The organism is Cyclobacterium xiamenense (assembly GCF_042140265.1).
Lineage (GTDB): Bacteria > Bacteroidota > Bacteroidia > Cytophagales > Cyclobacteriaceae > Cyclobacterium > Cyclobacterium xiamenense_A.
Map to the genome: position 1 here is coordinate 1,774,382 of NZ_CP159481.1, position 26,032 is coordinate 1,800,413.

Below are 26,032 nucleotides of genomic sequence, written 5' to 3' on the forward strand. Positions count from 1 at the left end.
CCCTCCGTTCACAGAGGCAGATAGGCAAAAAAAAGCCAGGCTCAACGTGCGAGCCTGGTTTTTCAATCATCTATTAACCTATTTCAATTAAAATCGGTACCTGCCACTAACCATGAGAATCCGTGTTTCCCGTTTGGCATAAAAGCTTTGCCGGAAAGTATTGGTCAGGCTGTTTCCCGCAAATCGGCGGGTGTCAAATACGTCTCGAAGGCTCATGGAAAGTGCTCCTTTGTTTTCCCAGAAGCTTTTCTGAAGATTGATATCCAGGTAGTATTGGGCCAGGTCCCTGCCCTGCGCTTCAATTTCAGCGGATTCGTAATTGGCGACGAATTGCAGGCTAAAATCCCTGGGCAGCTCGAAGCTATTCATCAATTTGGAGTTCCAGGCAAAGCCCTGATTGACGAACTCTTCCCCAACGTTTGAACCATCGACCTGTATTCGAAAGGCCGTGACGCTACCGTTGATGTTCCACCAGGGGAGTACGTCCGTGATTCCAATAAATTCTACTCCATATGACTGGGCAGTATTTAAGTTGGCGGGTTGGGAATACGAAATGCCATCTTCTACGAGGGTTACGAAGTCCAGTTGCCCGTCCACATGGCGGTAAAACAGATTCGTGGTCAAACTGGAGTTTTCAAAATTTGCCATGTGCCCAAACTCCAGGGAATGAATCATTTCTGGCTGCAAGTTTGGATTGCCCCTCCGCACACTCAGGGAATCGGTAATGTCTGGAAAGGGGTTCAGTCGCCAGGCGGTGGGGCGATCAATTCTCCGGCTATAGGATAGCTTGATGGAATTTTCTTCGTCCAGCTTGTACAGGGTCTGCAGGCTGGGAAACAAATTGACATAGTTCTGTTGATTCGTTTCCCCCGTATTGGCCAGGTAGGTGTCCACAAAAGTATACTCCCCCCGTAACCCCAGCGTATAGTCAAAGCGGCTGGAAGAGCCGGAGTAAATGAAATATCCGGCGTGAATTTGATCCTTGTACACAAAGCGGTTACTGACCGCCGGATCATCTACGAAATCTTGCGTGGTTTCTTCAAACCGGCTGTACACGTAGTCGTTGTCGAATTTCCGAAAGGTGGACTTGAGTCCTGTCTCGATCTTTGCCCCGGAGGCCAGCGGGGTAGTAAAGTCCATCTGTACGATGGAAACGTAGCGCTTTTCGTCCGTAAATGCCCGTTCCTGACCGTTTAGGTTTTCGTCCAGGGGCTCGGAACTGTTTCGAAATATATCGATGTTCTGAATTTTGTATTGATTACGGTAGGAATTACTGGCGATTAGCTTAAAGCTTTTGTCCGGGTTGTCAAACGTTCGTTCGTAAATCAGGGCATTATCAATACCGTCATCGGCTTCGGTTTCCTGATTTCGCCGAACATACTCCAGCACAAGGTCATTGGTTCCTACTTCCCGTAAGTCTGCATAGAGCGTATTTACCTGGCTATCATCACTGGTCTGGAAGAATCCCTCGTAGCTGATGATGTTGTTGCCAAAATAATAATCTCCACCAAAATTAAGGTTATGCCCCAGGTTTTCATTGGTAGAATTGGTTTCCTGATCCAAAATTTCTTTCGTCTTCGAAGATTTCCCGTTCGGTGCGCCGCTCACCGATGGAACGCCACCTTCGGAAGTTGTATCCCGCAAAGGCATTGTACCGAAGGGTCCGGTGATTTATCGTTGCCCCGGCATTCATCCGGCCTCTGGTGCCGTAGGTTAACTCACCGCTTCCGTGCGTGCCCAGATTTTCTCCTTTTTTCAACACGATATCAATCACACCGGCTTCTGCTTCCGCATCGTACCGCGCGTTGGGGTTGTTGATGATTTTGATTTGCTCAATTGCACTGGCAGGTATTTGATCCAGATTCTGTGTGAGAGAGGAATTTCTTCCATTTATCAACACATTCGTTCCGGAGCTACCTCGCAGGGTGATCGCCCCGTCTTCCGAAACACTCACGGAAGGGGTATTTCGGAGAATGTCCAAAAGAGTACCCCCGAGGTTGGAGAGATTTTGACTCGGATTGATGGTCAGACCCTCTGCGTCGGACCGGATTGGAAACTTTGAGGATTGTACAATTACTTCTTCCAGGTCTTGATTTTCGGAAGTAAGAGCGATGGTCTCAAGTACCTTATTTTGTCGAAGATTAACTTCTATCTCCTGCTCATCGAAGCCCAGCAGAAAAAACCGTAACACGTAGGCCCCGCCCGGCGCACGTAGAGAAAATTTCCCTGCCTCGTTGGTATCCGAAAAGGTGATGGGCTGGTCTGCCCCCGGTTCGTATAGCGCCACCTGCACGTAGGAAAGTGGTTCCTGGTTGGCATTATCTACCAAGGTTCCTTGTAGCGAAAAATCTCTGGATTGCCCGAGGGTGTTCCCCTGAGCAAACAGGAAAAAAACAAAAAAGGCAGTTAAATATAGTTGGTATGGTTTCATAAACATTCGTATAACATTGCAAGAATACAGTTACATTCTGATACAATTTTGAAGTTCAATGCAAATACGGTGTTCGCCCTCGCAAAACTGATAGTCAAGTGTTAAACCATGAATCCGGCAGATTTGTTGTACAATGGATAATCCCAGCCCAATGGAGTCGCCTGAGGGGTTTCCCTTTTTAAAGCGTTCCAGAAATTCGGACACGTCATTTTTTGGTTGATGGCCGGGATTCCGGATGGCTAGCCGGTTTTCGGTAACTTCGATGTGGATGTAACCGGGACTCTGGTTGTGCTTGATGGCGTTGCTCAACAGGTTATCTACCAGCATCTCGGCCATGGTCGGGTGCATCTCGATTTGAATCGCCGGAATAATGGTTTGGTGAAGCGCTATGTTCTTGATGGTGATTAGTTCTTCGTATCCGGCAAGGGATTTCTGGACCAACCGGGATAAGTCCAGGCGCTGGGTACCCTCAAACTCCTGGTTTTCCAGTTTCGCCAGGGTGGCCAGGGATTGGACCGTTTTACTCATTTTTTGGGTGGACTGGTAGGCTGCTGCGATCCATTTTGCTTGTTGGTTACTTATGGAACTGTTGAGGAGAAGCTCCAGTTTGCCCGAGGTAATGGCGATGGGCGTTTGAATCTCGTGAGATAGATTTTCCGAGAATTCTTTCACGATTTTATAATCGCTCAGCAATCGGAGAGACATCTTTCGGAGAAATTCATGCAGTTTTTCAAATTCTTCTATTCGCGAGGGCTCAAATTCCAGCGGAGCGTTTTCCTTGAACGTGAAATCGTTGATCTTATGCAGGCTTTGGTGAAAGGGGCGGAGAATTTTTTTGGACACCAATCGGCTGGTAACTACGATAAAAACCAACAGCAGCAAAAAAATGGTAATCATGGTTTGTACCACCGTTTCGGTGATGTCATCCGATTCAATCATGATGTTGTAGGTGGACATGTAAAAATGCCGGCCGTTTATAAGGTAGGACCGTCCGGCTTTTACCTGACGCTCCACTTGCTCCAGGGGCTCGTGCCAGGCAAGTGTGTCGTTTACCTGAAAGGGTATCAGCTCGGCCTCCAGTGGTAACTCCCGGATTTCCAGCCGATCCTTTTTCAACCGCGCGGGGTTATCCATGAATTCCATCCTCCGGGCGTAGTTGTCAAGTTGTCGTTCCAGCTCCTTGCCCTGTTCAAAATCAATTTCGGATTCCAGTTTGTAGAAAATAAGGACCCCTCCGATCAGTAGGACGATGACCGATATGCCCAGGTACCAAATGGTAAATTGATTGATTAACTTCATTCCTTTGCTGTATTGAATTTGTAGCCGATCCCGTACACCGTTTCGATGTAATCGACTCCCCCTGCCTGGCAAATTTTCTTCCGGAGGTTTTTGATATGTTGGTACACAAAATCAAAATTTGCGAGGTCGTCGGTGAAATCTCCCCAAAGGTGGTTCACGATGGCCTGCCTGCTTAAAACCCGGTCTTTATTGGTTAGAAAAAACAGCAACAAATCAAATTCCTTTTTTGTCAGGTCAAGTGGCCGCTGCCGAACCCGAACTTCCATCTTTTCGGTATGGACCTGTATGTCCCGGAACACCAACTGATCGTTGCCTCCCAACTGATTTCGTCGGTATAGCGCTTTTAGGCGGGCGTGCAATTCGGCCAAATGAAACGGCTTGGTCAGGTAGTCGTCGGCACCGAGCTCCAGGCCGTCTAGTTTATCTTTGAGCGAATTTTTGGCGGAGATGATTAAAATATTGCTATTTTCCTGTGTTTTTTTGACGAAATCGATCAGTTCCAGGCCGCTGCCATCCGGCAACATGATGTCTAGTACGATGCAATCGTAATTGTTCACCAGTAGTTTGTCCTGGGCATCAAAGCAATTGTCACAGCATTCACAGGCAATCCCTTCCGATGCCAGGAATTCCCTGATACTGTCCAATAATTCCAGTTGGTCTTCAATCAGCAGTATTTTCATCGGTCAAATGACGCCTTTGTTTTTGAAGTAATTTTGAAGCGATAGGTAAGCGCTTTCGGAGGGTTGCGACCAAAAAAAAAATCCCAAACCCGGTTCGTATCCTGCCTGGTTTGGGATTTTTGGGATGGAATTATCCCGGTCTAAATGGAAAAACTTTCTCCACAACCACAGGTTCTGGAGGCATTGGGATTGACAAATTGAAATCCTTTGCCGTTTAATCCATCGCTAAACTCGAGAACGGTGCCTGCCAGATAAAGCAGACTTTTGCGGTCGACGATTATTTTTACCCCTTTATCCTCGAATACATGGTCGGAGTCTGAGGTGTTGGAATCAAAGCCCAAATCGTACATGAGCCCCGAACAGCCGCCGCCCTTGACGGACACCCTGATGTTTTCCTCCTCTTTTCTCTTTTCTTCTTGTTTTAACTCCAGGATACGATCCCTGGCTTTTTCAGAAACAATGATCATATGTTTTCGACGTTTAAATTACCCTTCTTACACTCTACGCTTAAACGATGCGGAACAAAAATAAATTCCATTGTGTAGACAAACAAAGATAATAAAATTACGATGAATTCGGTAACATCCCTCTACGTAAGGCATGCCTTTTTACCCGACACTACGTGCTACCTGGCACCATACGGAATATCCGGAAGCGCAAGCGGGTAATTATTCCTTCGAGGCAATAAGGACCTTCCGGCTTGGGGTAGCCGGGAATTTAATCGTATTTTTACATTTTGTAAGTGCCGGTGCCACATGTAATGCCGCCGCCGGTATAGGAAACAAAGGGTATGGAAAAAGAAAAAAGAACAGAAATCGGGAGCATTGGTGAATTTGGGTTAATTGATACCATTCGGGAAACGGTTACCTTGTACCACCCGGGCACATTGAAAGGGATTGGAGACGATGCAGCCGTCCTGGGGCCAACCGAATTGGTTCGCGTGGTGACTACGGATATGCTGTTGGAAGGCGTCCATTTTGACCTGTCCTACACGCCCCTTACCCATCTGGGGTTCAAGGCTGTCGCGGTAAATGTAAGCGATGTGGCCGCCATGAATGCCATTCCGACGCAGGTGACGGTGAGTCTCGCGCTTTCCAACAGGTTTTCGGTGGAGGCAGTAGCGGCGATTTACGAGGGAATCAATCTTGCGGCTGCGCACTATAAGGTAGACGTTGTCGGTGGCGACACAACGGCCTCCAGAACCGGGTTGGTCATTAGCGTGACGGCAATAGGAGAAGCAAAGAAGGGGGAAATATGCTACCGATCCGGCGCAAAGATCAACGATATTATCTGTGTCACCGGTGATCTGGGTGGGGCTTTTATGGGACTTCAAGTGTTGGAACGTGAAAAACAGGTTTATCTGGCGGACCCCAAGATGCAACCCCGGTTGGATGCCTATTCGTACGTGACAGGGAGGCAACTGCGTCCCGATGCCCGCATGGACATTGTCCACGAACTGCGTGACCTGCACGTTGTGCCTACGAGTATGATCGACGTTTCCGACGGGCTGGCATCCGAACTCTTCCACATTTGTCAGGCATCCGATGTTGGGGTGGCGATCTATGAGGACAAACTACCTATCGATAAGCAAACCTACGATACGGCCTTCGAATTCAACATGGATCCGATCACGAGTGTGCTCAATGGTGGGGAAGACTACGAACTCTTGTTTACCATTGATCAGAAGGATTTCCCTTCCTTGGAAAAACACCCTGACATTCATTTTATCGGACATGTGACTGCTGCAGACCAGGGAAAACTACTGATTACCAAAAGTCAGACGGCCGTACCCCTCAAAGCACAGGGCTGGAAGCATTTTTAGTTTCAGGCCAGTGAACCGGGGTACTCAATCGTTGGGATAAGGAATGTAGAGAAAATTGGTAAACGTTTCGTCGACCACGAAAAGGCAGCAAAATTCATCCGGGTCTTTGTAGGAATTTTTAAACTGGTCCAGGGCATCTTCGGTAATGAGCTTTCGCTGCACAAATTCGTCCAGATAAGTAATGTAATAGTTCCAATCGATGGGTTTCTCCTTTTTGCTAAGGAAAAGTTGTCCAATGGGCTGTTCATTTTTACTGATGGGGAAAATGGGGTACTCAGAAAACCCCCTTTTCCTTACCTGGTAAGAAGCCTCCTTTAGGTTTTCACAAATTTTTATGAAATCACTGCTGATGGTTCCGAGGTATTTTCCGTTAAGTTCCGGATCGTTATCGTTACTGATCATCATGTTCTTTTAATTCAAGTAATACTACATTTTCAACGTGGTAGGTTTGCGGAAACATGTCCACAGGCTGAATACGCCTCACTTCGTATTTTTCGGCAAGCAGTGCAATGTCTCGGGCCTGTGTCGCCGGATTACAACTGACATAGACGATTTTGGCTGCTTCCAGCGCAAGCAGCGTGCGGGTAACGTCTTCGTGCATGCCCGCTCGGGGAGGGTCGGTAATCACCACATCCGGGCGTTGGTGTTCCGCAACAAAGGATTCGTTCAATACCTCTTTCATATCTCCCGCGTAGAAAAGGGTATTGGAAAGTCCGTTCTGTCGTGCATTTTCTTTTGCGTCTGCGATAGCAGGGGCTACGTACTCGATGCCAATTACCTGTTTTGCCTGTTTTGCAACAAAATTAGCAATGGTGCCCGTGCCGGTGTACAGGTCGTACACGGTCTCCGCTCCGGTCAGGCCGGCAAATTCACGGGCTACCTCGTACAGGCGCTGGGCCTGCCGGGAATTGGTTTGGTAGAAAGACTTGGGACCGATTTTAAACCGTAAGCCTTCCATGGTTTCCACGATGTGGTCTTTTCCCGCGTACAGGTGTACGTCAAGGTCCTGGAAGGTTTCATTTTTTTTCAGGTTGACAATGTACAACAACGAGGTAATGCCCGGAAATCGTTCCTTTAAAAACTGCATGGTTTTCTCAATCCCCTCAGGATCATCTTCTCCAAACTGCACGATCACCATAACCTGCTCGTCCAGCGTGCTGCGAATGATGAGGTTTCTTAACAGTCCGGTTTGGTGGATGATGTCGTAAAAGCTCAGCTGCTCGGCGAGTGCAAAGTCCCTTAATGCATTCCGAATGTCGTTGGACAACGATCCCTGTAGGTAGCAGTGCTGGATGTCAACAATTTTGTCAAAACGACGGGGTACGTGAAACCCCAGAGCGTTTCGCTCGAAATCGACTCCCGAATCGATTTCTTCCCGCGTTAACCAGCGGTTATTGGAAAAGGTAAAATCGAGCTTATTGCGGTAATAACGGGTGTCCCTGGCGCCAATGATGGGCATGATTTCGGGTAGAGGTACCTTGGCGATGCGTTGGAATTGGTCGACTACCTGTTGCCGTTTGTAACTCATCTGCAGTTCGTACGAGATGTGTTGCCATTTACATCCGCCACAGGTGCCATAATGTGCGCAAAAGGGAGTTACCCGATCCGGTGAATATTCACGTATTTCGATGGCCTCCGCCTCCATAAAGCTGCTTTTGCCACGGGTGACCCGGGCATCTACCACGTCCCCGGGAGCCACATTGCTGACAAATACCACTTTTCCCTCGTGGTGTCCCACGCATTTTCCCTCGGTAGCAATTCGTTCTATTTTAAGGTTTTGAAGGACCTTATTTTTCATTTTCCTTGACATAGGTCGCAAAATTAGTCATTTTCGGTTAAAGGGATTTAATTTGTACCCAGTGCATGCATCTTTTTGAATAACTCGATAGACCGAATACATGGAGATAAAAAATAAAGTGGTTGTCATTACCGGTGCCACATCGGGCATTGGAGCCGCCTGTGCCCGAACTTTTGGTCGGGCGGGCGCCCGTGTGTGGATTACCGGGCGCAGTCAAATCAAACTGGACGAGACACTCCTCATGCTACAGCGAGAGGGGATTAGTTGTGGGGGAGTCGTATGCGACGCGGCAGACCCCGAGCAAAACGAACAGATGGTAAAAGAGGTTTGCCAAAAATTCGGCGGGGTAGATGTGTTGATCAATAATGCCGGTATCAGCATGCGGGCACTTTTCAGGGATCTCAATCTATCGGTATTTCATCAGGTAATGGACATCAATTTCTGGGGAACCGTGTACGCTACCAAATCCTGCCTGGAAGAAATCATTAAAAATAAGGGTGCCATCGTTGGCGTTTCTTCCATCAATGGGTTTCGGGGAACGCCTGCCCGGACCGCATATACGGCCAGTAAGTACGCCATGAATGGCTTTTTGGAAGCGCTTCGCACAGAGGTGATGAAATTGGGGGTACACGTATTGGTGGTTTGTCCGGGATTCACCGCATCCAATATTCGCAACAAAGCGCTGACCGCTGATGGAACGCCTCAGAAGGAATCTCCCCGGGATGAGGAACAAATGATGACTGCAGAGGAAGTAGCCCAGGCCATGCTCAAGGCCTTGCAGAAAAGAAAACGGGATCTGGTGCTAACCAGAGAGGGGAAATTGGCTTCATTTTTGAACAAGTGGATTCCGGGGATCATGGATCAGGTGGTGTACAATCACATGGCGAAGGAAAAGGATTCACCTTTCAACTAACAGCATGCTCAAGGATATTTTTAAGGTATACCTTAACCGATTGGTGGATCTTTCGTCCAACAACCGGTCGATTTTTCTTCCGAAAATCATTCAGCATCAAATGATCGATCTGAAGGATTTTCACTTTTTGAACAATCATCCTTCCTTTTTCTACATCACCGAATTGCTGGGAAGGAAACGAAATATTCCATTGATTCAGGTGTTGGATTCCCGGGACAAAAACATCAATCAGCTTTCTGTGCGTTTGAAGCGCCTGCAACACCAGGTCCGCTTTACCAGCGAAGAAACAGGGGAAAAAAGTCTCTTCGTCGGTTGGCCGTTTGTAGAAGGAAAATTACTTAACGGGCAATTGATCCGCTGTCCGCTCCTTTTTTTCCCGGTTGGCCTGGTGTTGGAAGAAAAAACCTGGTACCTGAAAAAGAACGTAGGGGAGCTTCCCTTTCTCAACCCCTCGTTTTTACTGGCCTACAGCCAGGCACTGGGAAAACCCTTTGATAAAGAATGGTTGGAACTTTCCATGGAGGAATTCAGCAAGGATCCCATGGGTTTCCGTACCGACCTGTACCACTATTTGAAGAATCAGATTGAGTTGAATTTCAACCGGGAAATCTACCAGGATAAACTGGAATTTTTCCCCGATCGAAACAGGGACTATTTTGAGCAAGCCCTGGATACCGGAATTTTGCGGCTGCAGCCTTATGCCGTGTTGGGACAGTTTTCGCAAAGGAGTTCTTTCCTGATGGACGACTACGAGCAATTGATTCACCAGGTCGATCAAAAGGACCTGGAAGCCTTGTTTTCCGAGCAGTTTGACCACCCGGAAGAATCGCAGCACCAAAGCCAGGAAAACAATCTGTATACTACTTTTCCCATGGACGCAAGTCAGGAGGAAGTGATCAAGCACGTAAAATCGGGGAAATCCTGCGTGGTTCAGGGTCCGCCCGGAACGGGAAAATCCCAACTGATCTGCAATTTGGTAGCGGATTTTGCCTCCCGCGGGAAAAAGGTACTGGTGGTATCGCAGAAACGGGCCGCTTTGGACGTGGTGTACCAACGTCTGGCTTCTCAAGGCATGGCCAATTTTACCGCACTGGTTCACGACTATCGGGGAGATCGGAAAGAACTCTACAAGAAGATCTCGCATCAGATCAGCTCTATTGAAAACTACCAGTCCCTCAATCGCTCGCTCGATGCGATCCAATTGGAGCGAACCTTCGGGCTGATGTGCCGAAATATTGAAAAGTATTCGGAATTTTTTGATGAATACAAGCAAGCACTTTTTGATACCAATGACTGTGGAGCGCCGGTGAAGGAACTGTATCTTACTTCCGATTACGGGAACGAAGGCATTGATTTGACACAGTTTTACCGGGCATTTAAAGTAGATAACCTCGACTTATTTTTGGCCAACTTCGAACAGTACCAATATTATTACAGGAAGTTTCAGGTTTCTTCCTCTTTTTGGCTACATCGGGTAGATTTTTCGGCCATGGGTCCAGAGGCGTTGCGAGGAGTATCCGACACGTTTCAGGAGCTTTCTTCGGTGAAAATCACCGCAAAAAAGGATCTGGACTCCATGGTGGCCGACACCTTCGAATACGGGCTGATCTATCAGTCCTTCCAACAAAAAGACAAGATAGAGGCCCTGATGCACAGCATCAATAGTCCGGAGATTTACGAAAAGTTCAAGACTTTTATGGGGGTCGATGCGGGCGCGCTTGATAAACTTTGGTTGGAAAACAAGGTGGATATGGTGCGTAAGTTGTTATCGGACGAAGGGGTAGAATGGGGCATCGGCGATGAGGAGGTAGAAGGAATACTCGAGAGGGCAGTGCAGGCATCTAAACAGTTTGAATCCTGGTACGGCAGGGTAGCCGTGCGGCTGGACGGCAAAAAATACAGTCCGGTTCTGGCCTTGCTGGAAAAAAACGGGTTAAAGAAGGACCGGGAGGATATCGGCTTGCTTATTCAAAAACTCGAAAACCGCATGAATCTCAACCACCAGTACACGCTGCTGGGGCAAAAATCATGGATCGATCTTCCCGAGAAGCCTTTTACCATTCACAGTTTTAACCAAACGGCAACAGTATTGGTAAAGGCGCTAAATGCCCGTTTTATTATGAATGAGCTGGGGGTATTGGCCTCTTATTTTTTCAAGCCGCAGTTTTCCTACGCTCATTTTCAAAGCCTTCTGGAAGGAGTGACGGTAATCAATGAATGGGTGGAGGCTCATTTTGATAACTGGCGTACCTACCTCAGCGAGATTCAAATCAAACACTTGCTGAGTTCGGCAGATGAGGAAAAGTTGGACCAGATTCGTGCGACACTCGCCAAGGACGTGGACGAGTTGATCCGGTTTGATCAACTTAGAAACCAGATGGAGGAAGAAGAGAAAAAAGTTGCCGAGAAATTGATGGACGAATTTCCAGAGGAAGACTTCGAAACATTGAAGCGCCTGTTTCTTTCCAGTCTCAAAGTAAGTTGGGTTGGCCATTTGGAGGCAAAATTTCCGGTATTGAAGGAAATAAACGGGCCTCAGATAAAAACCGCCATTGCCGATTTTGCCTACTCGGTGGAAGAAAAGTTAAAAACAGCACGGTTTATCGTCGAACTGCGGTTGCGGGAAGGGGTTTGCCAGCACCTGGAATACAACCGCCTGAACAACCTCATTACCTACCGGGAACTGGCACATCAGGTCGGAAAAAAGCGACAGATTTGGTCCGTTAAAAAATTGATTGCTTACTACCGTAACGAGATATTTCGGTTGATGCCTTGTTGGCTGGCATCGCCCGAGACCGCCTCGGCGCTCTTCCCGTTGGACCAGAAATTTGATTTGGTTATTTTCGACGAAGCCAGCCAATGCTATTTCGAACGCGGCCTCCCCATGATGCTGCGGGGCAAGCAGGTAGTAGTGGCGGGAGACCGGCACCAGCTTCAGCCATACGACCTGTATCAGACCCGAATACAAAGCGAAGAAGAGGTGGCGGAATTGGAAATTGACGCCCTGCTGGAAATGGCCTCGCGATATTTTCCCACTTTCCAGCTACGGACCCATTACAGAAGCGCTACCTTGCCTTTGATCCATTTTTCCAATACCCACTTTTACGAAAACAACCTGTACATGCTACCGGACAGGCACGTTTTGAACAGTGGAGAGACGGGAATCCAACTTGTTTCTGTGGATGGAGTCTGGGAGAACCAGACCAACCGGGAAGAGGCCGGGCAGGTGCTGCTCTTATTGCACAAGTTGCGGGCCAAGTATCCCGTGGAGACTTTTGGTGTCATCACGTTCAATTATTTCCAAATGCTGTTGATTCTAGGGCTTTTGGAGGAGGACGAATTGTTGGGTACCGATGCCGGGATTAAAGTTAAAAATATAGAGAACGTGCAGGGAGACGAGTTTGACCGGGTGGTATTTTCTGTGGGTTATGCCAGAAACCCGGAAGGAAAATTTACTGCTAATTTTGGCCAATTGGCCCGGAAGGGCGGAGAAAACCGGTTGAACGTTGCCATTACCCGAGCCAGAAAAGAAAATATTTTGGTTACGAGCCTGATAGTGAAGGATTTCAAGGAACGGCACCTGCAAAATCCCGGGATTCGTATGTTGCGGGATTACATAGCCTATGCGGGAGCGGTTCAGAACGGAGAAGTACCTGAAATCACCTTTACCACTCCCGGATACAATAGCAGCTGGTCGTTAAAAAATCACCTGATAGGCACCTATGGCAACCACGAGGTGGGTGAAAACCCCTACGTACGGGTGATGGACCTGGAGGTAAAAGAGGGAGACAAGGCCGTTGCTGCAATCCTTACCGATGACCAACGCTTTTTTTCCGCCACCTCCGCAAAAGAAGCCTTCGTATACCACCCCCAAATGCTTACCGCCCGAAACTGGAACATGGTGTTTCTATTCAGTCGCCAGTATTGGCTGGACCGGGAAGATTTGCTACAAACCAAACTGAGCCAGGGAAAATTTTCCGGTGAGGAAAGCAACCCATAAACGGCCCTTGGTGTTGGGAACTCCACGGCTGCGCTTTTTCTTCCCGGATACCAAAGGCTTATTAGGGGCTGGCGGTACCCTCTGTGATTTTGATCCCGACCGATTCAATTCCATCCAACGAATCCTTTCGCATGTACTGAATCAAATGAATGCTTCCGCCGATCGGTAGTCGGTTGGCAGGGAGGGTATCGTAGATCGTGAGTCGGTTGCCAAATCCCTTTCCCAGTGGCCTACCGGTCTTGGAATCAAACAGCGCAATATTTACCAGGGAATCCATCAGCGTGTTTGCCAGGGCATCTTTGAGCAGGTACCGGACGTACAGGTTATGGTATTCGTACCGGTCGTTGTACCGTATTCCTATCGACTGGACCAGCGGTGCATCCGCTTCCAGTGAATCCACGTAGAAGCTCAGGGTATCCGTGACCACCCAGCTTTGTGTGGGAAGATCCTGAAAGGACTCGTATATCCTTTGCTGGTTGCATGCCCAGGTAACCAGAATGACTGGTAGCAACAGCAGCAAACGGATCGTTTGTTTACGCACCATCTGAAGGACCCTGGTTGGGTTTGTTTTGTCCCCCCCGGTTTCGGTTGGGATTGGGCTTTCTTTTTCGATTGCGTGAGGTATTCCCCGCCGCCCTGGCATCTCCTTGAGGCCCTTTTCCCGATGATTGCGGGTTATTCTCCTGCCCATTACGATTTTTGTTTCCCCGCCTGGGGTTTCTATTCGGTCTTCTTGGTTTGGAAGCTGGCGTATCTCCGGAAGCGGCGGTCTCCGGTGCCGGTGGTTTCCGGTTCTTTGGTTTCCGCTTTTTCTTCCGCTTGGTTTGCGCAAATTTCTTATCCAGCAGTTCCAGGTCCTCGTTGGTTTTGTTCAGGTCGTATTCACCTTCAAAGGCTTTGTCTTGTTTGAGGTTGAATGGAGTGATACCTTTTTCGTTTTGTTCCAAGATTACCTGTACCCGGTCGCAGTCGATCGAGTGCCAATTGTTATCGTCGTTATAGCTAAACCACATCAACCTACGGAATATATCCGTCTTTTGGAGTTTGGCGGGCCCCGCCTCGGTTAGCAGCGGTTTTTCAATTTTGGGAATGTCCTTCAGCGCACTCAGGTAGCTGTCCAGTTCGAAATTCAAACAGCATTTCAGCCGGCCGCATTGCCCGGACAGCTTGCTTGGGTTCAGCGAAAGGTTTTGGTAGCGTGCGGCAGAAGTGGTGACACTTTTAAAATCAAATATCCAGGTGGAACAGCAGAGTTCCCGTCCGCAGACCCCGATACCTCCCAGTCTTCCCGCTTCCTGCCGTAGACTGATTTGCCTCATTTCGACTCGGATCTTAAATTCAGACGCCAGGATTTTAATCAATTCCCGGAAATCTACCCGGTCATCCGCAGAATAGTAGAAGGTGGCTTTCGAATTGTCTGCCTGGAATTCTACATCGGAAAGTTTCATCCCCAGCTTTAGCTCATCAATAATCTGTTTGCTCCGGTACAAGGTAGGAAGTTCCCTGTTTTTGGCATCCTGCCATTTTTCCAGGTCCTTTTGGCTGGCAATGCGGTAGATGCTCGTAAGAGAATCGTCGTTCTTGACTTTCCTTTTCTGCATTTGCAGCCGTACCAGTTCTCCTTGAAGGGAAACGTAGCCAATGTGGTGGCCATTCGGTACGTCCACGACCACCGGGTCACCGGTGGTAAGTGGCAAGAGTTGGCTGTTTCTGAAGTAGTCTTTTCTACCGCCTTTAAACTTTATTTCGACAACATCGAAGGTATCCACCTCCGGGATTCCCATGTGGGAAAGCCAGTCAAACGTATTCATTTTATTGCAATCCCCCGTACCGCAGCTGCCGTTGTTCTGACAGCCTCCAACGCCTTGCGTATCGGTACTGCAATTGGTGCATCCTGACATAATTTTATCTATTTATAGGGAGTCTCCTCCTCGTGAAAACGGGGAATTTGGTCAATTTCCGAATTGGAGAATATCTTGTCCGATATCCTTTCGAAAATTGACTTTTTCCCAACGTATTTGGTCCACGCGTTCATAAGCATTTTGTATGGCTTCTTCCGTCGTGTCCCCCATTCCTGTGATTCCCAATACCCTTCCACCGTTGGTAGCTACCGCACCTGAGTTTGTGGTTTGCGTGCCGGCATGAAAGGTAAGGGCTTTTTTCAGGGTATTTTTTTCAAGTCCGGAAATGATTTTTCCTTTCTCGTAGGCTCCGGGATAGCCTCCGGCGACCATTACCACTGTGGCTGTCGCTGTGGAGGCTGTCTTTAGCTCGTATTCGGCCAGTTTTTTATTGGCTATGGCATCAAGAAGTTCCAGAAAATCGCTTTGAATTCGCGGAAGGACGGCCTGGGTTTCCGGATCACCCATTCGCACGTTGTATTCGATCACATAGGGCTCGCCTTCCATGTTCATAAGTCCGATGAACAAAAAACCCCGGTAGTCGATTCCGGCTTCCTGTAACCCGCGAATGGTTGGCTGCACGATTTTTTGGTCTACCTTTTCCATAAACGCTGCATCGGCAAAGGGAACCGGGCTAATAGCCCCCATTCCTCCCGTATTGGGGCCGGTATCGTTATCTCCAATGCGCTTGTAATCTTTTGCCTCGGGAAGGATTTTGTACGTTTCTCCATCCGTCGCGACAAAAACGGAAAGTTCGATTCCTTTCAGAAACGTCTCTACCACTACTTTGGAGGAGGCTTCGCCAAATTTTTGCTCCACCAGCATTTCCTGCAGACTGCTTGTCGCTTCTTCCAGACTCGCACAGATCAGAACCCCTTTGCCTGCTGCCAGTCCATCTGCCTTCAGCACGATGGGAAGTTGCTGGGTTTTTAAATAGGCCATTCCCTCAGTCAGGGTCTCCTTGGTAAAGGTGGCGTAGCTTGCGGTAGGGATGCCATTTTTTTCCATGAATTCCTTGGAAAAGTCCTTGCTTCCTTCCAGTTGGGCCCCGGCTTTACCGGGACCTGCCACGGGGATGGCAGCGGTTTTGGGGTCGAGCGCCAGAAAATCCCGCAACCCCTTTACCAAAGGCTCTTCAGGCCCCACTACCAGCAAATCAACTGTATTTTTCAGGCAAAAGTCGCGTATGCCTTGGAAGTCATTTACAGCCAGGCTTACGTTTTCCCCCAGATCGGCGGTGCCGGCGTTGCCCGGTGCGATCCATAGTTTGTTGCAATGTGTACTTTGATTTATTTTCCAGGCAAAGGCGTGTTCCCTGCCACCGCTTCCTAAAAGCAAAATGTTCATGTATGTCTGCATTAATTGGCGTGATCCGAGATAAATTTAATTCGGTAAACCCTCACTTCCTCTTCCGAAAAGTCTTCGTCTGCCAGCTCTGTCATGGCTTCCCGGATTTTATCAGAATCCGCTGTCATAAAATAGTCATGGAGGATTTCTTCCCGTTCGTCGTCCATGATATTTTGAATGTAATAGTTTATATTTAGTTTGGTACCACTGTAAATGATTTGCTCGATCTCGTGTAGCAATTCCCCCATGCTGATGTTCAGGTTATTGGCAATCTCGTCCAAATCGATTTTTCTGTCAATTTGTTGAATGATCGTGATTTTTACCTTGGAGCGGGTGCCAGAGGTCTTTACCACCACATCCGAGGCAGTGATGATTTCATTTTCCTCCACGTAGTTTTCGATCAGTCGTAGGAAACTGGCTCCAAATTTGGTAACTTTTCCCATGCCCACCCCATTGATTTGGGCAAGTTCCTCCCGACTGGTAGGATAGACAGTGGCCATCTCTTCCAGAGAAGGGTCCTGAAAAATCACGTAAGGAGGGAGGTTTTTGGCTTTTGCTACCTTTTTTCTCTCCGCCTTCAGTAATTCGAAAAGCTTCTCATCGTAAGCTTTACCCATACTGTTCAGCTCTTCCGCAGATACGTTTTCAGCCATTTCCTCGAAATTATGGTTCTTACTGAGTTTGATGGGGTAGGGTTCGGCTAGAAAGGACTCACTTTTGTCAGACAATAAGATAATACCGTAGTTCTCGATGTCCTTTTCCAGTAGACCAAAGATCATGGCCTGGCGAAGGACGGTTTTCCAATGGGTAGAATCCTTTTCTTTGCCCAAGCCAAAGGTAGATAGTTTGTCGTGATCGTAGCTTTCGATGTACTCGTTTTTTTCACCGCGTACCAGGCTGACGATATGATCCATACTGAACCGCTGATTGGTTTCCTTCACGGCTTTTATGACGGTCAGCAGGTCTTCCTTTCCATCGAAGGTTTCCTTTGTTTTTTTACAATTGTCGCAAAACCCACAATCCTTATCCAGGGTTTCCCCGAAATAATGGAGCAGAAAGCGCCTTCTGCATACCGAGCTTTCCGCATAAGCGGCCATTTCCTGAAGCAGGACTTTCGAGTTTTCCCGCTCGTTTACAGGCTTGTCTTTGTTAAATTTTTCAAGTTTGAGAATGTCTTCGTAGCGGTAAAACATGAGGCAATGGCCTTCCAGCCCGTCCCTTCCGGCCCGGCCGGTTTCCTGGTAGTACCCTTCCAGGGATTTGGGGACGTCGTAGTGAATCACGTACCTCACGTCCGGCTTGTCGATGCCCATCCCAAAGGCAATGGTCGCTACGATGACATCCACCTCTTCGTTCAAAAAATCATCCTGATTTTTGATTCGAACGTGTCCATCCAGTCCGGCATGGTAGGGCGCCGCCTTGATTCCATTTACCTGAAGCAATTCAGCGATCTCGGCTACCTTTTTTCGGCTGAGGCAGTAGATAATACCTGATTTTCCTTTTTGCGACTTGATGTATTTGATGATCTCTTTCTTGGTATCGTTTTTGACCTTTGGTCGTACCTCATAGTACAGGTTGGTTCGGTTAAACGAAGACTTGAAAAGATCGGCTTCCTCCATCTGAAGGTTTCGCTGGATATCTTGCTGCACCTTGGGTGTTGCGGTGGCGGTAAGGGCAATCACCGGTAGGTTATCACCAATCTGTGAAATGATGGACTTTATCTTTCTGTATTCTGGACGAAAATCGTGTCCCCACTCGGATATACAGTGCGCTTCATCGATGGCCACAAAGCTGATGGTGGCACCCTTTAGGAATTGAATGTTTTCCTCTTTGGTGAGGGATTCAGGCGCCACATACAGCAGCTTGGTCAGGCCCGCGGAAACCTCACTTTTCACACGGTTGGATTCCGATTTGCTCAGCGTTGAATTCAGAAAGTGGGCATTAATTCCAAAACTATTGAGTTGGTCCACCTGGTTTTTCATCAAAGCGATCAACGGAGAAATGACAATCGCTGTACCTTCCTTGGACACTGCGGGTAATTGATAGCAAAGGGATTTTCCGGCACCGGTGGGCATAATCACAAACGTGTTGTTGCCCCTAAGTATGTTATCTACAATGAGTTGTTGGTTTCCACGGAACTGATTGAAACCAAAAATTTTTTTAAGATTATCTTTTACTGCGTTATCCACTGCACGAATAGTTTAATGAGTTGCTCCTTGCCAATCATTAAAGTTTAAGGTAAATCTTTTTTACCTTTGTACAAAATTAACAATTAACAACTGTAAAATTGAAATTACTAAAAAATATTAAAAATACGGCAATAAATGTCCTTCAAAACGAGGCGCATGCGCTATTAAAATTAGTCCCTCATATAGGTGATGAATTTGAAGCTTGCGTGGCCGATTTGCTGCAAACTTCGGGAAGGATAGTGGTCACCGGTATCGGGAAAAGTGCCATCGTTTCGAATAAAATTGTGGCGACATTGAATTCCACAGGAACTCCTTCGTTATTTTTACATGCTGCCGATGCAATTCATGGGGATTTAGGTATGATAAAAAAAGAAGATTTCGTAATATGCGTATCTAAAAGCGGCAATACGCCGGAAATAAAAGTTTTAGTACCCTTACTTAAACAACTGGGAAATAAACTCATAGCGCTGGTAGGGAATACGGAGAGCTACCTGGCCACGCAGGCCGACCATGTCTTGTACGCAGGGATTACTGAGGAGGCCTGCCCAAATAATCTGGCCCCGACCACCAGTACGACCGCGCAAATGGCCATGGGGGATGCGCTGGCCATTTGTTTGCTCACAGCAAGAGGTTTTTCTGCGGAGTCCTTTGCGCGATTCCATCCCGGAGGGACATTGGGCAAGCAGTTGTATTTGAAAGTGGCAGATGTAATGGATAAATCCTTGCTACCGCTGGTAACGGAGGAAGCTTCATTAAAAGACGTGATCGTTGAAATTAGTAGCAAACGCCTTGGCGCCACAGCCGTAGTCGGCACAAACAAGCGCTTGCTGGGTATCATTACGGATGGTGATCTACGTAGGATGCTGCAAAAAGATCCGGACCTTCGTCAAATACAGGCGGGTGCCATCATGACACCTGGCCCCAAAACCATCGAAGCAGAGGCCTATGCCGTAACGGCTCTTGGGTTAATGCGGTCACATAACATCACCCAATTGGTAGTGACCGCAGGAGAAGACGTAATTGGGTTCATTCACATACACGATTTGATGAAGGAAGGGATAGTTTAATTATGAAAGTAGAGGATAGATACGTCGTTATTTTGGCGGGGGGGATCGGTATTAAATTTTGGCCGTATAGCCGAAACAATAAGCCCAAGCAGTTTCTGGATTTACTGGGCACCGGTAGATCGTTGCTGCAGATGACCTATGATCGGTTTAGACCCAATTATGAACCCCATCAGTTTATCGTTGTGACCAACCGAAAATACCTTCAGTTGGTAAGGGAGCAATTGCCCGAGATTCCGGCGGATCGCTTGCTGGTGGAGCCACTGCGACGAAACACCGCGGCCTCGATTGCATTGGCGAGCTACAAAATCCACAAACTGAACCCCAATGCCCGGGTAGTGGTCAGCCCTTCCGATCAGCTGATTTTCAATGAGAAGGCATTTTTTGATGCCATTGAGCTGGGAATGGAGGCCGCGCAACAACCTGGAAATTTGGTTACGCTTGGGATTCGGCCAAACCGTCCCGATACCAGCTATGGATACATTCAGTTTTTTCCGGACAAGGGTAACCCCATCAAGAAGGTAAAAACCTTTACAGAAAAACCAGATAGTGCCCTGGCTACCGCTTTTCTCGAAAGCGGTGATTTTGTCTGGAATTCGGGCACCTTCGTTTGGAAAAATGAAAGCATCATTGCCTCCTTTGAAAAACACCTTCCGGAAATGGCTGAGGTATTTGAAGAGGGGGAGGCCTATTTTTGCACGGAGAAAGAGCAGGAGTTTTTGAAAAAGGCCTACAGCCTGATACGGAACCTTTCGATCGATCATGGCATTTTGGAAAAATCTGACAAGGTATACACCGTGCTGGGAGACTTCGGCTGGTCCGATCTGGGGTCCTGGCAAAACCTATACGAGGTAAGTCACAAGGATGACGTAAAAAACACCGTTATGGGCAAGGCCTTGCTCTACGAAACCGAAAATTGCTTCATAAAGCTGCCTGAAAACAAGCTAGTGGTCGTTCAGGGCCTCAGGGATTACCTCATTAGTGATAGCGAAAATGTGTTGCTCATCTGCAAATTAGGCGATGAAAGTAAATTCCGGGAGTTTGTCACGGATGCGAAAAAGATAGACGAAAGATACATTTGAGGAGACATCGAAGGCTTCCTTCTCCTGGTTGGGGTTAATCGTTTTTCTTTTCTTCGAAAGCAGCGACTGCATTTCTCACCGACCCGTGCTGTAAAAGCATTTCGCCTGCTTTTTCCTCATTGAGTCCGGTAGCTTCCATGATCATACGCGTACCCCGTTGGACCAGCTTTTTATTGGATAGCTGCATGTCTACCATTTTGTTTCCCTTTACCTTGCCCAGTTTGATCATGAGGCTGGTAGAGATCATGTTAAGCGCCAGTTTTTGGGCCGTTCCTGATTTCATGCGTGTACTTCCTGTGACGAATTCCGGACCGACTACCACTTCCACTGGCAGGGCGACGGCCGCTGCCAAAGGACTTCCCTCGTTGCAGGTAATGCATCCGGTAAGGAGTCCGGATTTTTTTGCTTCTTTTACCCCACCGATGACGTAGGGAGTGGTGCCAGAGGCAGCGATCCCTATGACCGTATCCTGGGGATGGACCCCGTGCTGTTGAATGTCTTTCCAGGCCTGACCGGGGTCATCTTCTGCATTCTCCACAGCTTTTCTGATGGCCGTGTCTCCCCCCGCTATGATCCCGATGACCAGGTCGTCCGGCACACCGTAGGTGGGAGGGCATTCCGAGGCATCCAATATACCTAACCTGCCACTGGTACCGGCTCCGATATAAAATAGCCGACCTCCTTTTTCCATTCGCGGCACAATGGCCTCGATCAGCGCTTCCAATTGGGGCAGGGATTTCAAAATTGCCAAGGGAACCGTTTGATCTTCCTTGTTCATGTTGGTCAGCAGTTCGCTGACAGACATGTTTTCCAGGTGATTGTAATAAGAGGGACTCTCGGTGGTACTCATATTTTTTTCTGATGGTATAGTGTCAATCCTGCAATCGGCGTTTCGATAATCGTTTTTATCTGAATGTGAAGGTCTTCGCCAACCTTCCTGAGTACGTCGTGGTTGTAAAAGGCGATGGATCCTACGAAATTTACCGGCTTTTTCTGGTAGTTTTCGTAACGCATGACGTGCCGGTGAAAAAAGTCTTTAAAGCCCCTGTAAATCAATTGGTAGCAGTATGGGTCGGATTTGTGCTGGGTGATAAACGTGCAAAAACCTGCCATGTAGCGATTTGGGAATGGTTTTTTGTACACGTTATCCTGAATGTCAAAAATGGATAAATTGTAGGCGTCCATGACCGCTTCCCGGATGCCGGCTGGCATATCGTCGTAAATAAAATCTTGTAAGAAATGCTTGCCAATGTACGATCCTCCTCCTTCGTCTCCAAGTAGGTATCCTGGAGAGGGCCGGCTTTGGATGATCCTTTCACCGTCGTAATCTCCGCTATTGGATCCGGTGCCCAGAATGCAGGCTATTCCCGCATCGTGCCCGCAAGTGGCCCTGGCTGAGGCAAGCAAGTCGTGGTCCACAAATACCCTCGCTTCGGGGTACAACGTGTTGATGGCCTGCCTTACCGATTCCTGATTGCTTTCAGAGGTACAGCCCGCTCCATAGAAATGTACCTCTTTGACGACTTGTTTTACTGCCAGTAGTGGAGGTACGTTTAGCCCCGCTATCATGTCCTGCTTGGATTGATAATACGGATTAAACCCTACTGTCCGAAATTGGGAGACGCTACCGTCCTGTTGGATGCCACGCCAATCGGTTTTACTGGAACCACTGTCTGCGATGAGGATCATTTATTTTAAGTAGCCTATTGGTTTAAATTTGTCAAATACCTTCGCGGTATGCGGGGCCTTTTTTAACTCTTCGGTCAGGTCCTGTCCGGCCCAGTGCTCGTAGTGGTGCCCGTTTTTCCAAAGCCTGGAGTTGCTGAGATCGTAGATTTTCCCCTCGAAAGCGATCCAAATATCCGGCCTATCCTGTCCGTTTCGCAGGGCAAGTTCGTTTTTTGAAATGGTCAGCATGTGGTTTCTTTCCTGCAAATATACCCCGGATTCTTATATTTGTACCATTTCTTAATAGAGTTTCAATTGGGAATTCACCCATCGCTCGGGAATTTCCCCTTTTTGAGCAGTTTGGTAGTCCTGGTAGCTGCAGGGGATAATGGTATCTCGATGAAATTTTTCGTTTTTGTTTTTTGGAATCTCCATCCACCATTTGCCACTCAGTTTGCTTTTGTAGAAATGCAAAATGGAAGGCTTGGAATCCAGCGAAACGGTGTATTTGATGTAGTCGCTGCTACGAAAAGATAAACTATCCTTTCGCTGATAAAAGCCCTCAATAAAGTACCAAATCATGGTTGCGATTACCGAGGCGGTTTTGAGTCGGGCATCATCCAAAAGAGGGTGGTACCCGTAAATGCCTATAGAGCTTAATTTTTCGTTCATTCCGGCAAACCAGCAAATCTGGCAAGCTTCTTCGCCACTTAGCCCGAAAGGCTGTCCATCTATTGCTCCGGGCACGTCCGAAGACTGGATGGCGCACAGATCAAAACTCATCAGGTCCGCATTTCGGATCAACGGTTCAATTTCCTTAAAGCTATCTCTTAGTTGTCCGAGGCGCACGTGATCGAAATACAGTTTTTCGAGGGTCGTTACCAGTTCGGGATCGGTCAAAAAGCTTTGATAGGCCAGGTGACAATAATTGAACATGTAATTGGGTTCATGAAGAACGATGCCCTGCGAATGCCGGTCCTGGAGTTTTCCGGTGTCTTCCATATCCATTTTGGCATCTACAGTAAGCAGGCTCACCAGTTTTTTCATGTGTTGATAGCCCTTGTACTGTCCCAGATCCAGGTCATGACTACCTCCCAGGAAGATCGGCAAAATCTGTGCCTGCAACAGGAATTCACCGATGCGGCTGAGCAGTGCGATGGTTTCCTCCCGGGTTGTGCCGGTTTTCAGGTTTCCCAGGTCGGCAATGCTGTAGTTGTTTTGCCCTTTTTTCAAGGGGTAGAGCTTTTTCCGGATATTGTGTGTGCTTCCCTGGGAATTGATCAACGCCGGATCTTCTGCGCCACGGTACTCCTCCACACCTATGAGGGCAATGTGTATTCCCTGAAGGTCGGGAAAAGTTTCGCCATGGCAATGTATGTGGTAGAAAAACGCATTATGCCCGAACTCGGTTTGCAAAATGTCGGCCGGTACGGGCTCGAAAAATCCCTGAAGATCCATGGATGAGTGGTCAGATTTATTGACAAATGTATCGAAAATACACGCAAAAAAAAAGTCCCGTTAACTTAACGGGACTCCCGGAGGCTTAGCCTCCAAAATCATCAAATCGAATGTTTTCTTTCGGTACGCCCATATCATCGAGCATTTTTAAAACCGCCGAATTCATCAGCGGAGGACCGCAAAGATAGTATTCAATTTCGTCAGGTTCGTCAATGGTTTTCAGGTAATTGTCGTAGAGTACCTGGTGGATGAAACCAACAAAACCGTCTCCCTCCTTGTCATCCAGCGATTCTTTGACCTTCCAGTTGTCTTCTGGTAGCGGTTCGGACAGACCGATGTAGAAGTTGAAATTTGGAAAATCCTTTTCTATGTCCCTGAAATGGGGGGTATAAAAGAGTTCTTTTTTGGACCGGCCACCGTACCAATACGTAACTTTCCGATTGGTTTTTTCTGTGTGGAACAGGTGAAACAGGTGAGATCGCAAGGGGGCCATACCCGCGCCTCCGCCGATGTAGATCATTTCCCGTTGCGTCGGATTGATGTGGAATTCACCATAAGGCCCCGAAATGGTTACCTTATCGCCCGGCTTACGCGAAAACACGTAAGAGGAGCAAATGCCTGGATTCACGTCCATCCACTTATTGTTCGCACGATCCCAGGGAGGTGTAGCGATTCGGATGGTCAGCATCACGATGTTTCCTTCGGCAGGATGGTTGGCCATGGAGTACGCCCGGAAGATTTCCTCGTCATTTTTCATCACCAGATCCCACAGACCAAACTTATCCCAATCGCTCTGGTACACATCCTGAGGGTGTCCCAGTTCGGGGTGCGGCGTGATGTCCATCTCGCTAAAGTTGACGGTAATTGGCGGCACGTCGATCTGAATGTATCCTCCCGGCTCAAAGTCAAGCGTCTCACCTTCGGGTAGTTTGACTTTAAACTCTTTGATAAATGTGGAAACGTTGTAGTTCGAAATGACTTCGCATTCCCACTTCTTGATGCCAAAAATTTCCTCCGGGATACGGATACGCATGTCGTTTTTCACCTTCACCTGGCAGGAAAGCCGGACATTGCTTTGCTTCTCGGCTCTGCTGAGGTGACCTTCTTCCGTGGGAAGCACTTCTCCTCCGCCATCTTCAATGGTACATTTGCACATGGCACAGGTACCTCCACCACCGCAAGCCGAAGGAAGAAAAATCTTTTTGTTTCCCAGCGTGGACAGCAGGGTGGACCCGGCAGAAGCAATCAAGGGGTTTTTTTCATCTCCGTTAATGATGATTTTTACATCACCCGAAGCCACCAACTTGGATTGGGCAAAAAGAAGGACAAACACCAGTAGCAAAATGATAACGGTAAATGCTACAATCGAGGTAATGATTACTGAACTCATTTAATCAATTTTTATCTTTATCAGTACGTTTAACTGGCTTTCGAATGGTACAAATATATTTATATTTCAACAAAACCAGTGCAATATCGGGATAATTTCATCCCTTCTTTCACCTGAGTTAACTCCTTAATTGCGCAGTAAGTTTAGCAAAGTATAAATCCTGTTTTTCAACTGACGTCTATCGATGATAAAATCCAGAAAACCATGTTCCAAAACAAACTCCGAACTCTGAAAGCCTCTGGGGAGATCCTTTCCGATGGTTTCCCGAATGACCCGTGGGCCGGCAAATCCTATCAAAGCACCCGGCTCGGCGATATTGAAATCACCCAGCATGGCATAGGAGGCCGTCACTCCCCCGGTGGTAGGATCGGTCATCAGCGAAATGTAGGGGATTCCTGCATCGTCCAGCAAGGCCAGTTTGGCAGAGGTTTTTGCCATTTGCATCAAGCTAAAACCGGCTTCCATCATTCGGGCGCCACCGGATTTCGAAATCATTAAAAAAGGGATTTTGTGTTTGAGGGCGTAATCGATGGCCCGGGAGATTTTTTCCCCGACGACCGAGCCCATGGACCCGCCAATGAAATTAAAATCCATGCAGGTAATGATAATGTCCAGTCCATTGAGCTTCCCCACGCCTGTGCGGGCGGCATCTTTCAGGTTGGTCTTGGCAATGCTGTCTTTGATTCGGGAGGTATACGGTTTGCTGTCCGTAAACGAAAGCGGGTCGCCAGAAGTCATGTCCCGGTCCAGTTCTTTAAATTGATTGTCATCGAACAGGATTTCAAAGTATTCTTTGGAGCCGATTTTTACGTGGTAATCATCATCCGGGCAAACGTAGGAGTTGTTTTTTAATTCACGGGTGTGGATAATATTCCCTTTTGGGGTTTTGTACCACAACCCATCGGGAGTGTCCTTTTTTTCCTCGGTAGAGGTCTTTATTCCCGCATCTTTCCTTTTAAACCAAGCCATAAAGTTTTGTTTAAATTAGCC

Annotated in this window: 22 protein-coding genes; 5 read left to right on the top strand and 17 right to left on the bottom strand. The window is 47.8% G+C overall.

All coding sequences use genetic code 11. The features are described from left to right. Positions 1-87 precede the first annotated feature (87 nt). From ABWH99_RS07575 to ABWH99_RS07595, 5 genes are all read right to left on the bottom strand, one after another. On the bottom strand, positions 88-1,563 hold the full coding sequence (locus tag ABWH99_RS07575) for an outer membrane beta-barrel family protein (RefSeq protein ID WP_375585682.1): 1,476 nt from the start codon (positions 1,561-1,563) through the stop codon (positions 88-90). After that, positions 1,535-2,431 (bottom strand): carboxypeptidase-like regulatory domain-containing protein, encoded by an 897-nt coding sequence (locus ABWH99_RS07580; protein ID WP_375585683.1) that lies wholly within the window; start codon positions 2,429-2,431, stop codon positions 1,535-1,537. The genes ABWH99_RS07575 and ABWH99_RS07580 overlap by 29 nt, the downstream gene beginning before the upstream one ends. A gap of 30 nt (positions 2,432-2,461) precedes the next feature. Further along, the gene (locus ABWH99_RS07585) at positions 2,462-3,730 is read right to left on the bottom strand and encodes a sensor histidine kinase (protein WP_375585684.1); all 1,269 of its coding nucleotides are present in this window, start codon (positions 3,728-3,730) and stop codon (positions 2,462-2,464) included. After that, on the bottom strand, positions 3,727-4,410 hold the full coding sequence (locus tag ABWH99_RS07590; RefSeq protein ID WP_375585685.1) for a response regulator transcription factor: 684 nt from the start codon (positions 4,408-4,410) through the stop codon (positions 3,727-3,729). The genes ABWH99_RS07585 and ABWH99_RS07590 overlap by 4 nt, the downstream gene beginning before the upstream one ends. Before the next feature lie 140 nt (positions 4,411-4,550). Continuing rightward, the gene (locus ABWH99_RS07595; protein ID WP_375585686.1) at positions 4,551-4,877 is read right to left on the bottom strand and encodes a HesB/IscA family protein; all 327 of its coding nucleotides are present in this window, start codon (positions 4,875-4,877) and stop codon (positions 4,551-4,553) included. Between the two features lie 323 nt (positions 4,878-5,200). Between ABWH99_RS07595 and thiL the strand changes: the two genes are divergently transcribed. Continuing rightward, complete coding sequence (gene thiL, locus ABWH99_RS07600) at positions 5,201-6,232, top strand: thiamine-phosphate kinase (protein WP_375585687.1); 1,032 nt, start codon at positions 5,201-5,203, stop codon at positions 6,230-6,232. A 24-nt stretch (positions 6,233-6,256) separates the two neighbouring features. Here the strand turns inward: thiL and ABWH99_RS07605 are convergent, their stop codons facing one another. Further along, positions 6,257-6,634 (bottom strand): hypothetical protein, encoded by a 378-nt coding sequence (locus ABWH99_RS07605; RefSeq protein WP_375586556.1) that lies wholly within the window; start codon positions 6,632-6,634, stop codon positions 6,257-6,259. Then, the gene (rlmD, locus tag ABWH99_RS07610) at positions 6,624-8,042 is read right to left on the bottom strand and encodes a 23S rRNA (uracil(1939)-C(5))-methyltransferase RlmD (RefSeq protein WP_375585688.1); all 1,419 of its coding nucleotides are present in this window, start codon (positions 8,040-8,042) and stop codon (positions 6,624-6,626) included. Before rlmD ends, ABWH99_RS07605 begins: the two co-directional genes overlap by 11 nt. Positions 8,043-8,130: 88 nt before the next feature. Here rlmD and ABWH99_RS07615 point away from each other — a divergent pair, with 88 nt between their 5' ends. After that, the gene (locus tag ABWH99_RS07615; protein ID WP_375585689.1) at positions 8,131-8,943 is read left to right on the top strand and encodes an SDR family oxidoreductase; all 813 of its coding nucleotides are present in this window, start codon (positions 8,131-8,133) and stop codon (positions 8,941-8,943) included. 4 nt (positions 8,944-8,947) lie between these two features. Next, complete coding sequence (locus tag ABWH99_RS07620) at positions 8,948-12,943, top strand: AAA domain-containing protein (protein ID WP_375585690.1); 3,996 nt, start codon at positions 8,948-8,950, stop codon at positions 12,941-12,943. Between the two features lie 61 nt (positions 12,944-13,004). On the opposite strand, the gene ABWH99_RS07625 is transcribed toward ABWH99_RS07620, so the two are convergent. The 4 genes from ABWH99_RS07625 to recQ are packed head-to-tail and all read right to left on the bottom strand — an operon-like array spanning position 13,005 to position 18,380. Further along, entirely contained in the window at positions 13,005-13,487 is a 483-nt protein-coding gene (locus ABWH99_RS07625; protein WP_375585691.1) for a gliding motility lipoprotein GldH, read from the bottom strand. Continuing rightward, positions 13,477-14,844: a stage 0 sporulation family protein gene (locus ABWH99_RS07630; RefSeq protein ID WP_375585692.1), complete on the bottom strand. Its 1,368-nt coding sequence runs from the start codon at positions 14,842-14,844 to the stop codon at positions 13,477-13,479. Before ABWH99_RS07630 ends, ABWH99_RS07625 begins: the two co-directional genes overlap by 11 nt. 51 nt (positions 14,845-14,895) lie before the next feature. Then, complete coding sequence (gene purD, locus ABWH99_RS07635) at positions 14,896-16,191, bottom strand: phosphoribosylamine--glycine ligase (protein WP_375585693.1); 1,296 nt, start codon at positions 16,189-16,191, stop codon at positions 14,896-14,898. Positions 16,192-16,202: 11 nt separating this feature from the next. Further along, a complete protein-coding gene (gene recQ / locus ABWH99_RS07640) occupies positions 16,203-18,380 on the bottom strand; it encodes a DNA helicase RecQ (RefSeq protein ID WP_375585694.1) in 2,178 nt (725 codons plus the stop codon). A 98-nt stretch (positions 18,381-18,478) separates the two neighbouring features. Between recQ and ABWH99_RS07645 the strand changes: the two genes are divergently transcribed. Both ABWH99_RS07645 and ABWH99_RS07650 read left to right on the top strand, forming a co-directional pair. Further along, a complete protein-coding gene (locus ABWH99_RS07645) occupies positions 18,479-19,447 on the top strand; it encodes an SIS domain-containing protein (protein WP_375585695.1) in 969 nt (322 codons plus the stop codon). Between the two features lie 2 nt (positions 19,448-19,449). Next, entirely contained in the window at positions 19,450-20,526 is a 1,077-nt protein-coding gene (locus ABWH99_RS07650) for a mannose-1-phosphate guanylyltransferase (RefSeq protein ID WP_375585696.1), read from the top strand. 34 nt (positions 20,527-20,560) lie between these two features. On the opposite strand, the gene murQ is transcribed toward ABWH99_RS07650, so the two are convergent. The 6 genes from murQ to accD all read right to left on the bottom strand — a co-directional run bounded on the left by murQ (position 20,561) and on the right by accD (position 26,011). Further along, a complete protein-coding gene (murQ, locus tag ABWH99_RS07655) occupies positions 20,561-21,376 on the bottom strand; it encodes an N-acetylmuramic acid 6-phosphate etherase (RefSeq protein ID WP_375585697.1) in 816 nt (271 codons plus the stop codon). Continuing rightward, positions 21,373-22,215, bottom strand: a complete 843-nt coding sequence (locus ABWH99_RS07660; protein WP_375585698.1) for an N-acetylglucosamine kinase — start codon at positions 22,213-22,215, stop codon at positions 21,373-21,375. The genes murQ and ABWH99_RS07660 overlap by 4 nt, the downstream gene beginning before the upstream one ends. After that, complete coding sequence (locus tag ABWH99_RS07665; RefSeq protein ID WP_375585699.1) at positions 22,216-22,443, bottom strand: cytochrome b5 domain-containing protein; 228 nt, start codon at positions 22,441-22,443, stop codon at positions 22,216-22,218. A 51-nt stretch (positions 22,444-22,494) separates the two neighbouring features. Beyond that, entirely contained in the window at positions 22,495-23,652 is a 1,158-nt protein-coding gene (locus ABWH99_RS07670; RefSeq protein ID WP_375585700.1) for a formimidoylglutamase, read from the bottom strand. A gap of 85 nt (positions 23,653-23,737) precedes the next feature. Then, positions 23,738-25,042, bottom strand: coding sequence for an NADH:ubiquinone reductase (Na(+)-transporting) subunit F (gene nqrF / locus ABWH99_RS07675; RefSeq protein WP_375585701.1), 1,305 nt, complete (start codon positions 25,040-25,042; stop codon positions 23,738-23,740). A gap of 126 nt (positions 25,043-25,168) precedes the next feature. Beyond that, positions 25,169-26,011, bottom strand: coding sequence for an acetyl-CoA carboxylase, carboxyltransferase subunit beta (accD, locus tag ABWH99_RS07680; protein WP_375585702.1), 843 nt, complete (start codon positions 26,009-26,011; stop codon positions 25,169-25,171). Positions 26,012-26,032 lie beyond the last annotated feature (21 nt).

What these genes read in the sequence shown, in the direction of transcription:
- ABWH99_RS07615 (WP_375585689.1), top strand. Translation starts at nt 8,131, where the DNA reads ATGGAGATAAAAAATAAAGTGGTTGTCATTACCGGTGCCACATCGGGC.
- ABWH99_RS07625 (WP_375585691.1), bottom strand. Translation starts at nt 13,487, where the DNA reads ATGGTGCGTAAACAAACGATCCGTTTGCTGCTGTTGCTACCAGTCATT.
- nqrF (WP_375585701.1), bottom strand. Translation starts at nt 25,042, where the DNA reads ATGAGTTCAGTAATCATTACCTCGATTGTAGCATTTACCGTTATCATT.
- ABWH99_RS07665 (WP_375585699.1), bottom strand. Translation starts at nt 22,443, where the DNA reads ATGCTGACCATTTCAAAAAACGAACTTGCCCTGCGAAACGGACAGGAT.
- accD (WP_375585702.1), bottom strand. Translation starts at nt 26,011, where the DNA reads ATGGCTTGGTTTAAAAGGAAAGATGCGGGAATAAAGACCTCTACCGAG.
- ABWH99_RS07595 (WP_375585686.1), bottom strand. Translation starts at nt 4,877, where the DNA reads ATGATCATTGTTTCTGAAAAAGCCAGGGATCGTATCCTGGAGTTAAAA.
- ABWH99_RS07585 (WP_375585684.1), bottom strand. Translation starts at nt 3,730, where the DNA reads ATGAAGTTAATCAATCAATTTACCATTTGGTACCTGGGCATATCGGTC.
- ABWH99_RS07605 (WP_375586556.1), bottom strand. Translation starts at nt 6,634, where the DNA reads ATGATCAGTAACGATAACGATCCGGAACTTAACGGAAAATACCTCGGA.
- rlmD (WP_375585688.1), bottom strand. Translation starts at nt 8,042, where the DNA reads ATGTCAAGGAAAATGAAAAATAAGGTCCTTCAAAACCTTAAAATAGAA.
- ABWH99_RS07670 (WP_375585700.1), bottom strand. Translation starts at nt 23,652, where the DNA reads ATGGATCTTCAGGGATTTTTCGAGCCCGTACCGGCCGACATTTTGCAA.
- ABWH99_RS07650 (WP_375585696.1), top strand. Translation starts at nt 19,450, where the DNA reads ATGAAAGTAGAGGATAGATACGTCGTTATTTTGGCGGGGGGGATCGGT.
- murQ (WP_375585697.1), bottom strand. Translation starts at nt 21,376, where the DNA reads ATGAGTACCACCGAGAGTCCCTCTTATTACAATCACCTGGAAAACATG.
- ABWH99_RS07590 (WP_375585685.1), bottom strand. Translation starts at nt 4,410, where the DNA reads ATGAAAATACTGCTGATTGAAGACCAACTGGAATTATTGGACAGTATC.
- ABWH99_RS07660 (WP_375585698.1), bottom strand. Translation starts at nt 22,215, where the DNA reads ATGATCCTCATCGCAGACAGTGGTTCCAGTAAAACCGATTGGCGTGGC.
- thiL (WP_375585687.1), top strand. Translation starts at nt 5,201, where the DNA reads ATGGAAAAAGAAAAAAGAACAGAAATCGGGAGCATTGGTGAATTTGGG.
- purD (WP_375585693.1), bottom strand. Translation starts at nt 16,191, where the DNA reads ATGAACATTTTGCTTTTAGGAAGCGGTGGCAGGGAACACGCCTTTGCC.
- ABWH99_RS07580 (WP_375585683.1), bottom strand. Translation starts at nt 2,431, where the DNA reads ATGAAACCATACCAACTATATTTAACTGCCTTTTTTGTTTTTTTCCTG.
- ABWH99_RS07630 (WP_375585692.1), bottom strand. Translation starts at nt 14,844, where the DNA reads ATGTCAGGATGCACCAATTGCAGTACCGATACGCAAGGCGTTGGAGGC.
- ABWH99_RS07620 (WP_375585690.1), top strand. Translation starts at nt 8,948, where the DNA reads ATGCTCAAGGATATTTTTAAGGTATACCTTAACCGATTGGTGGATCTT.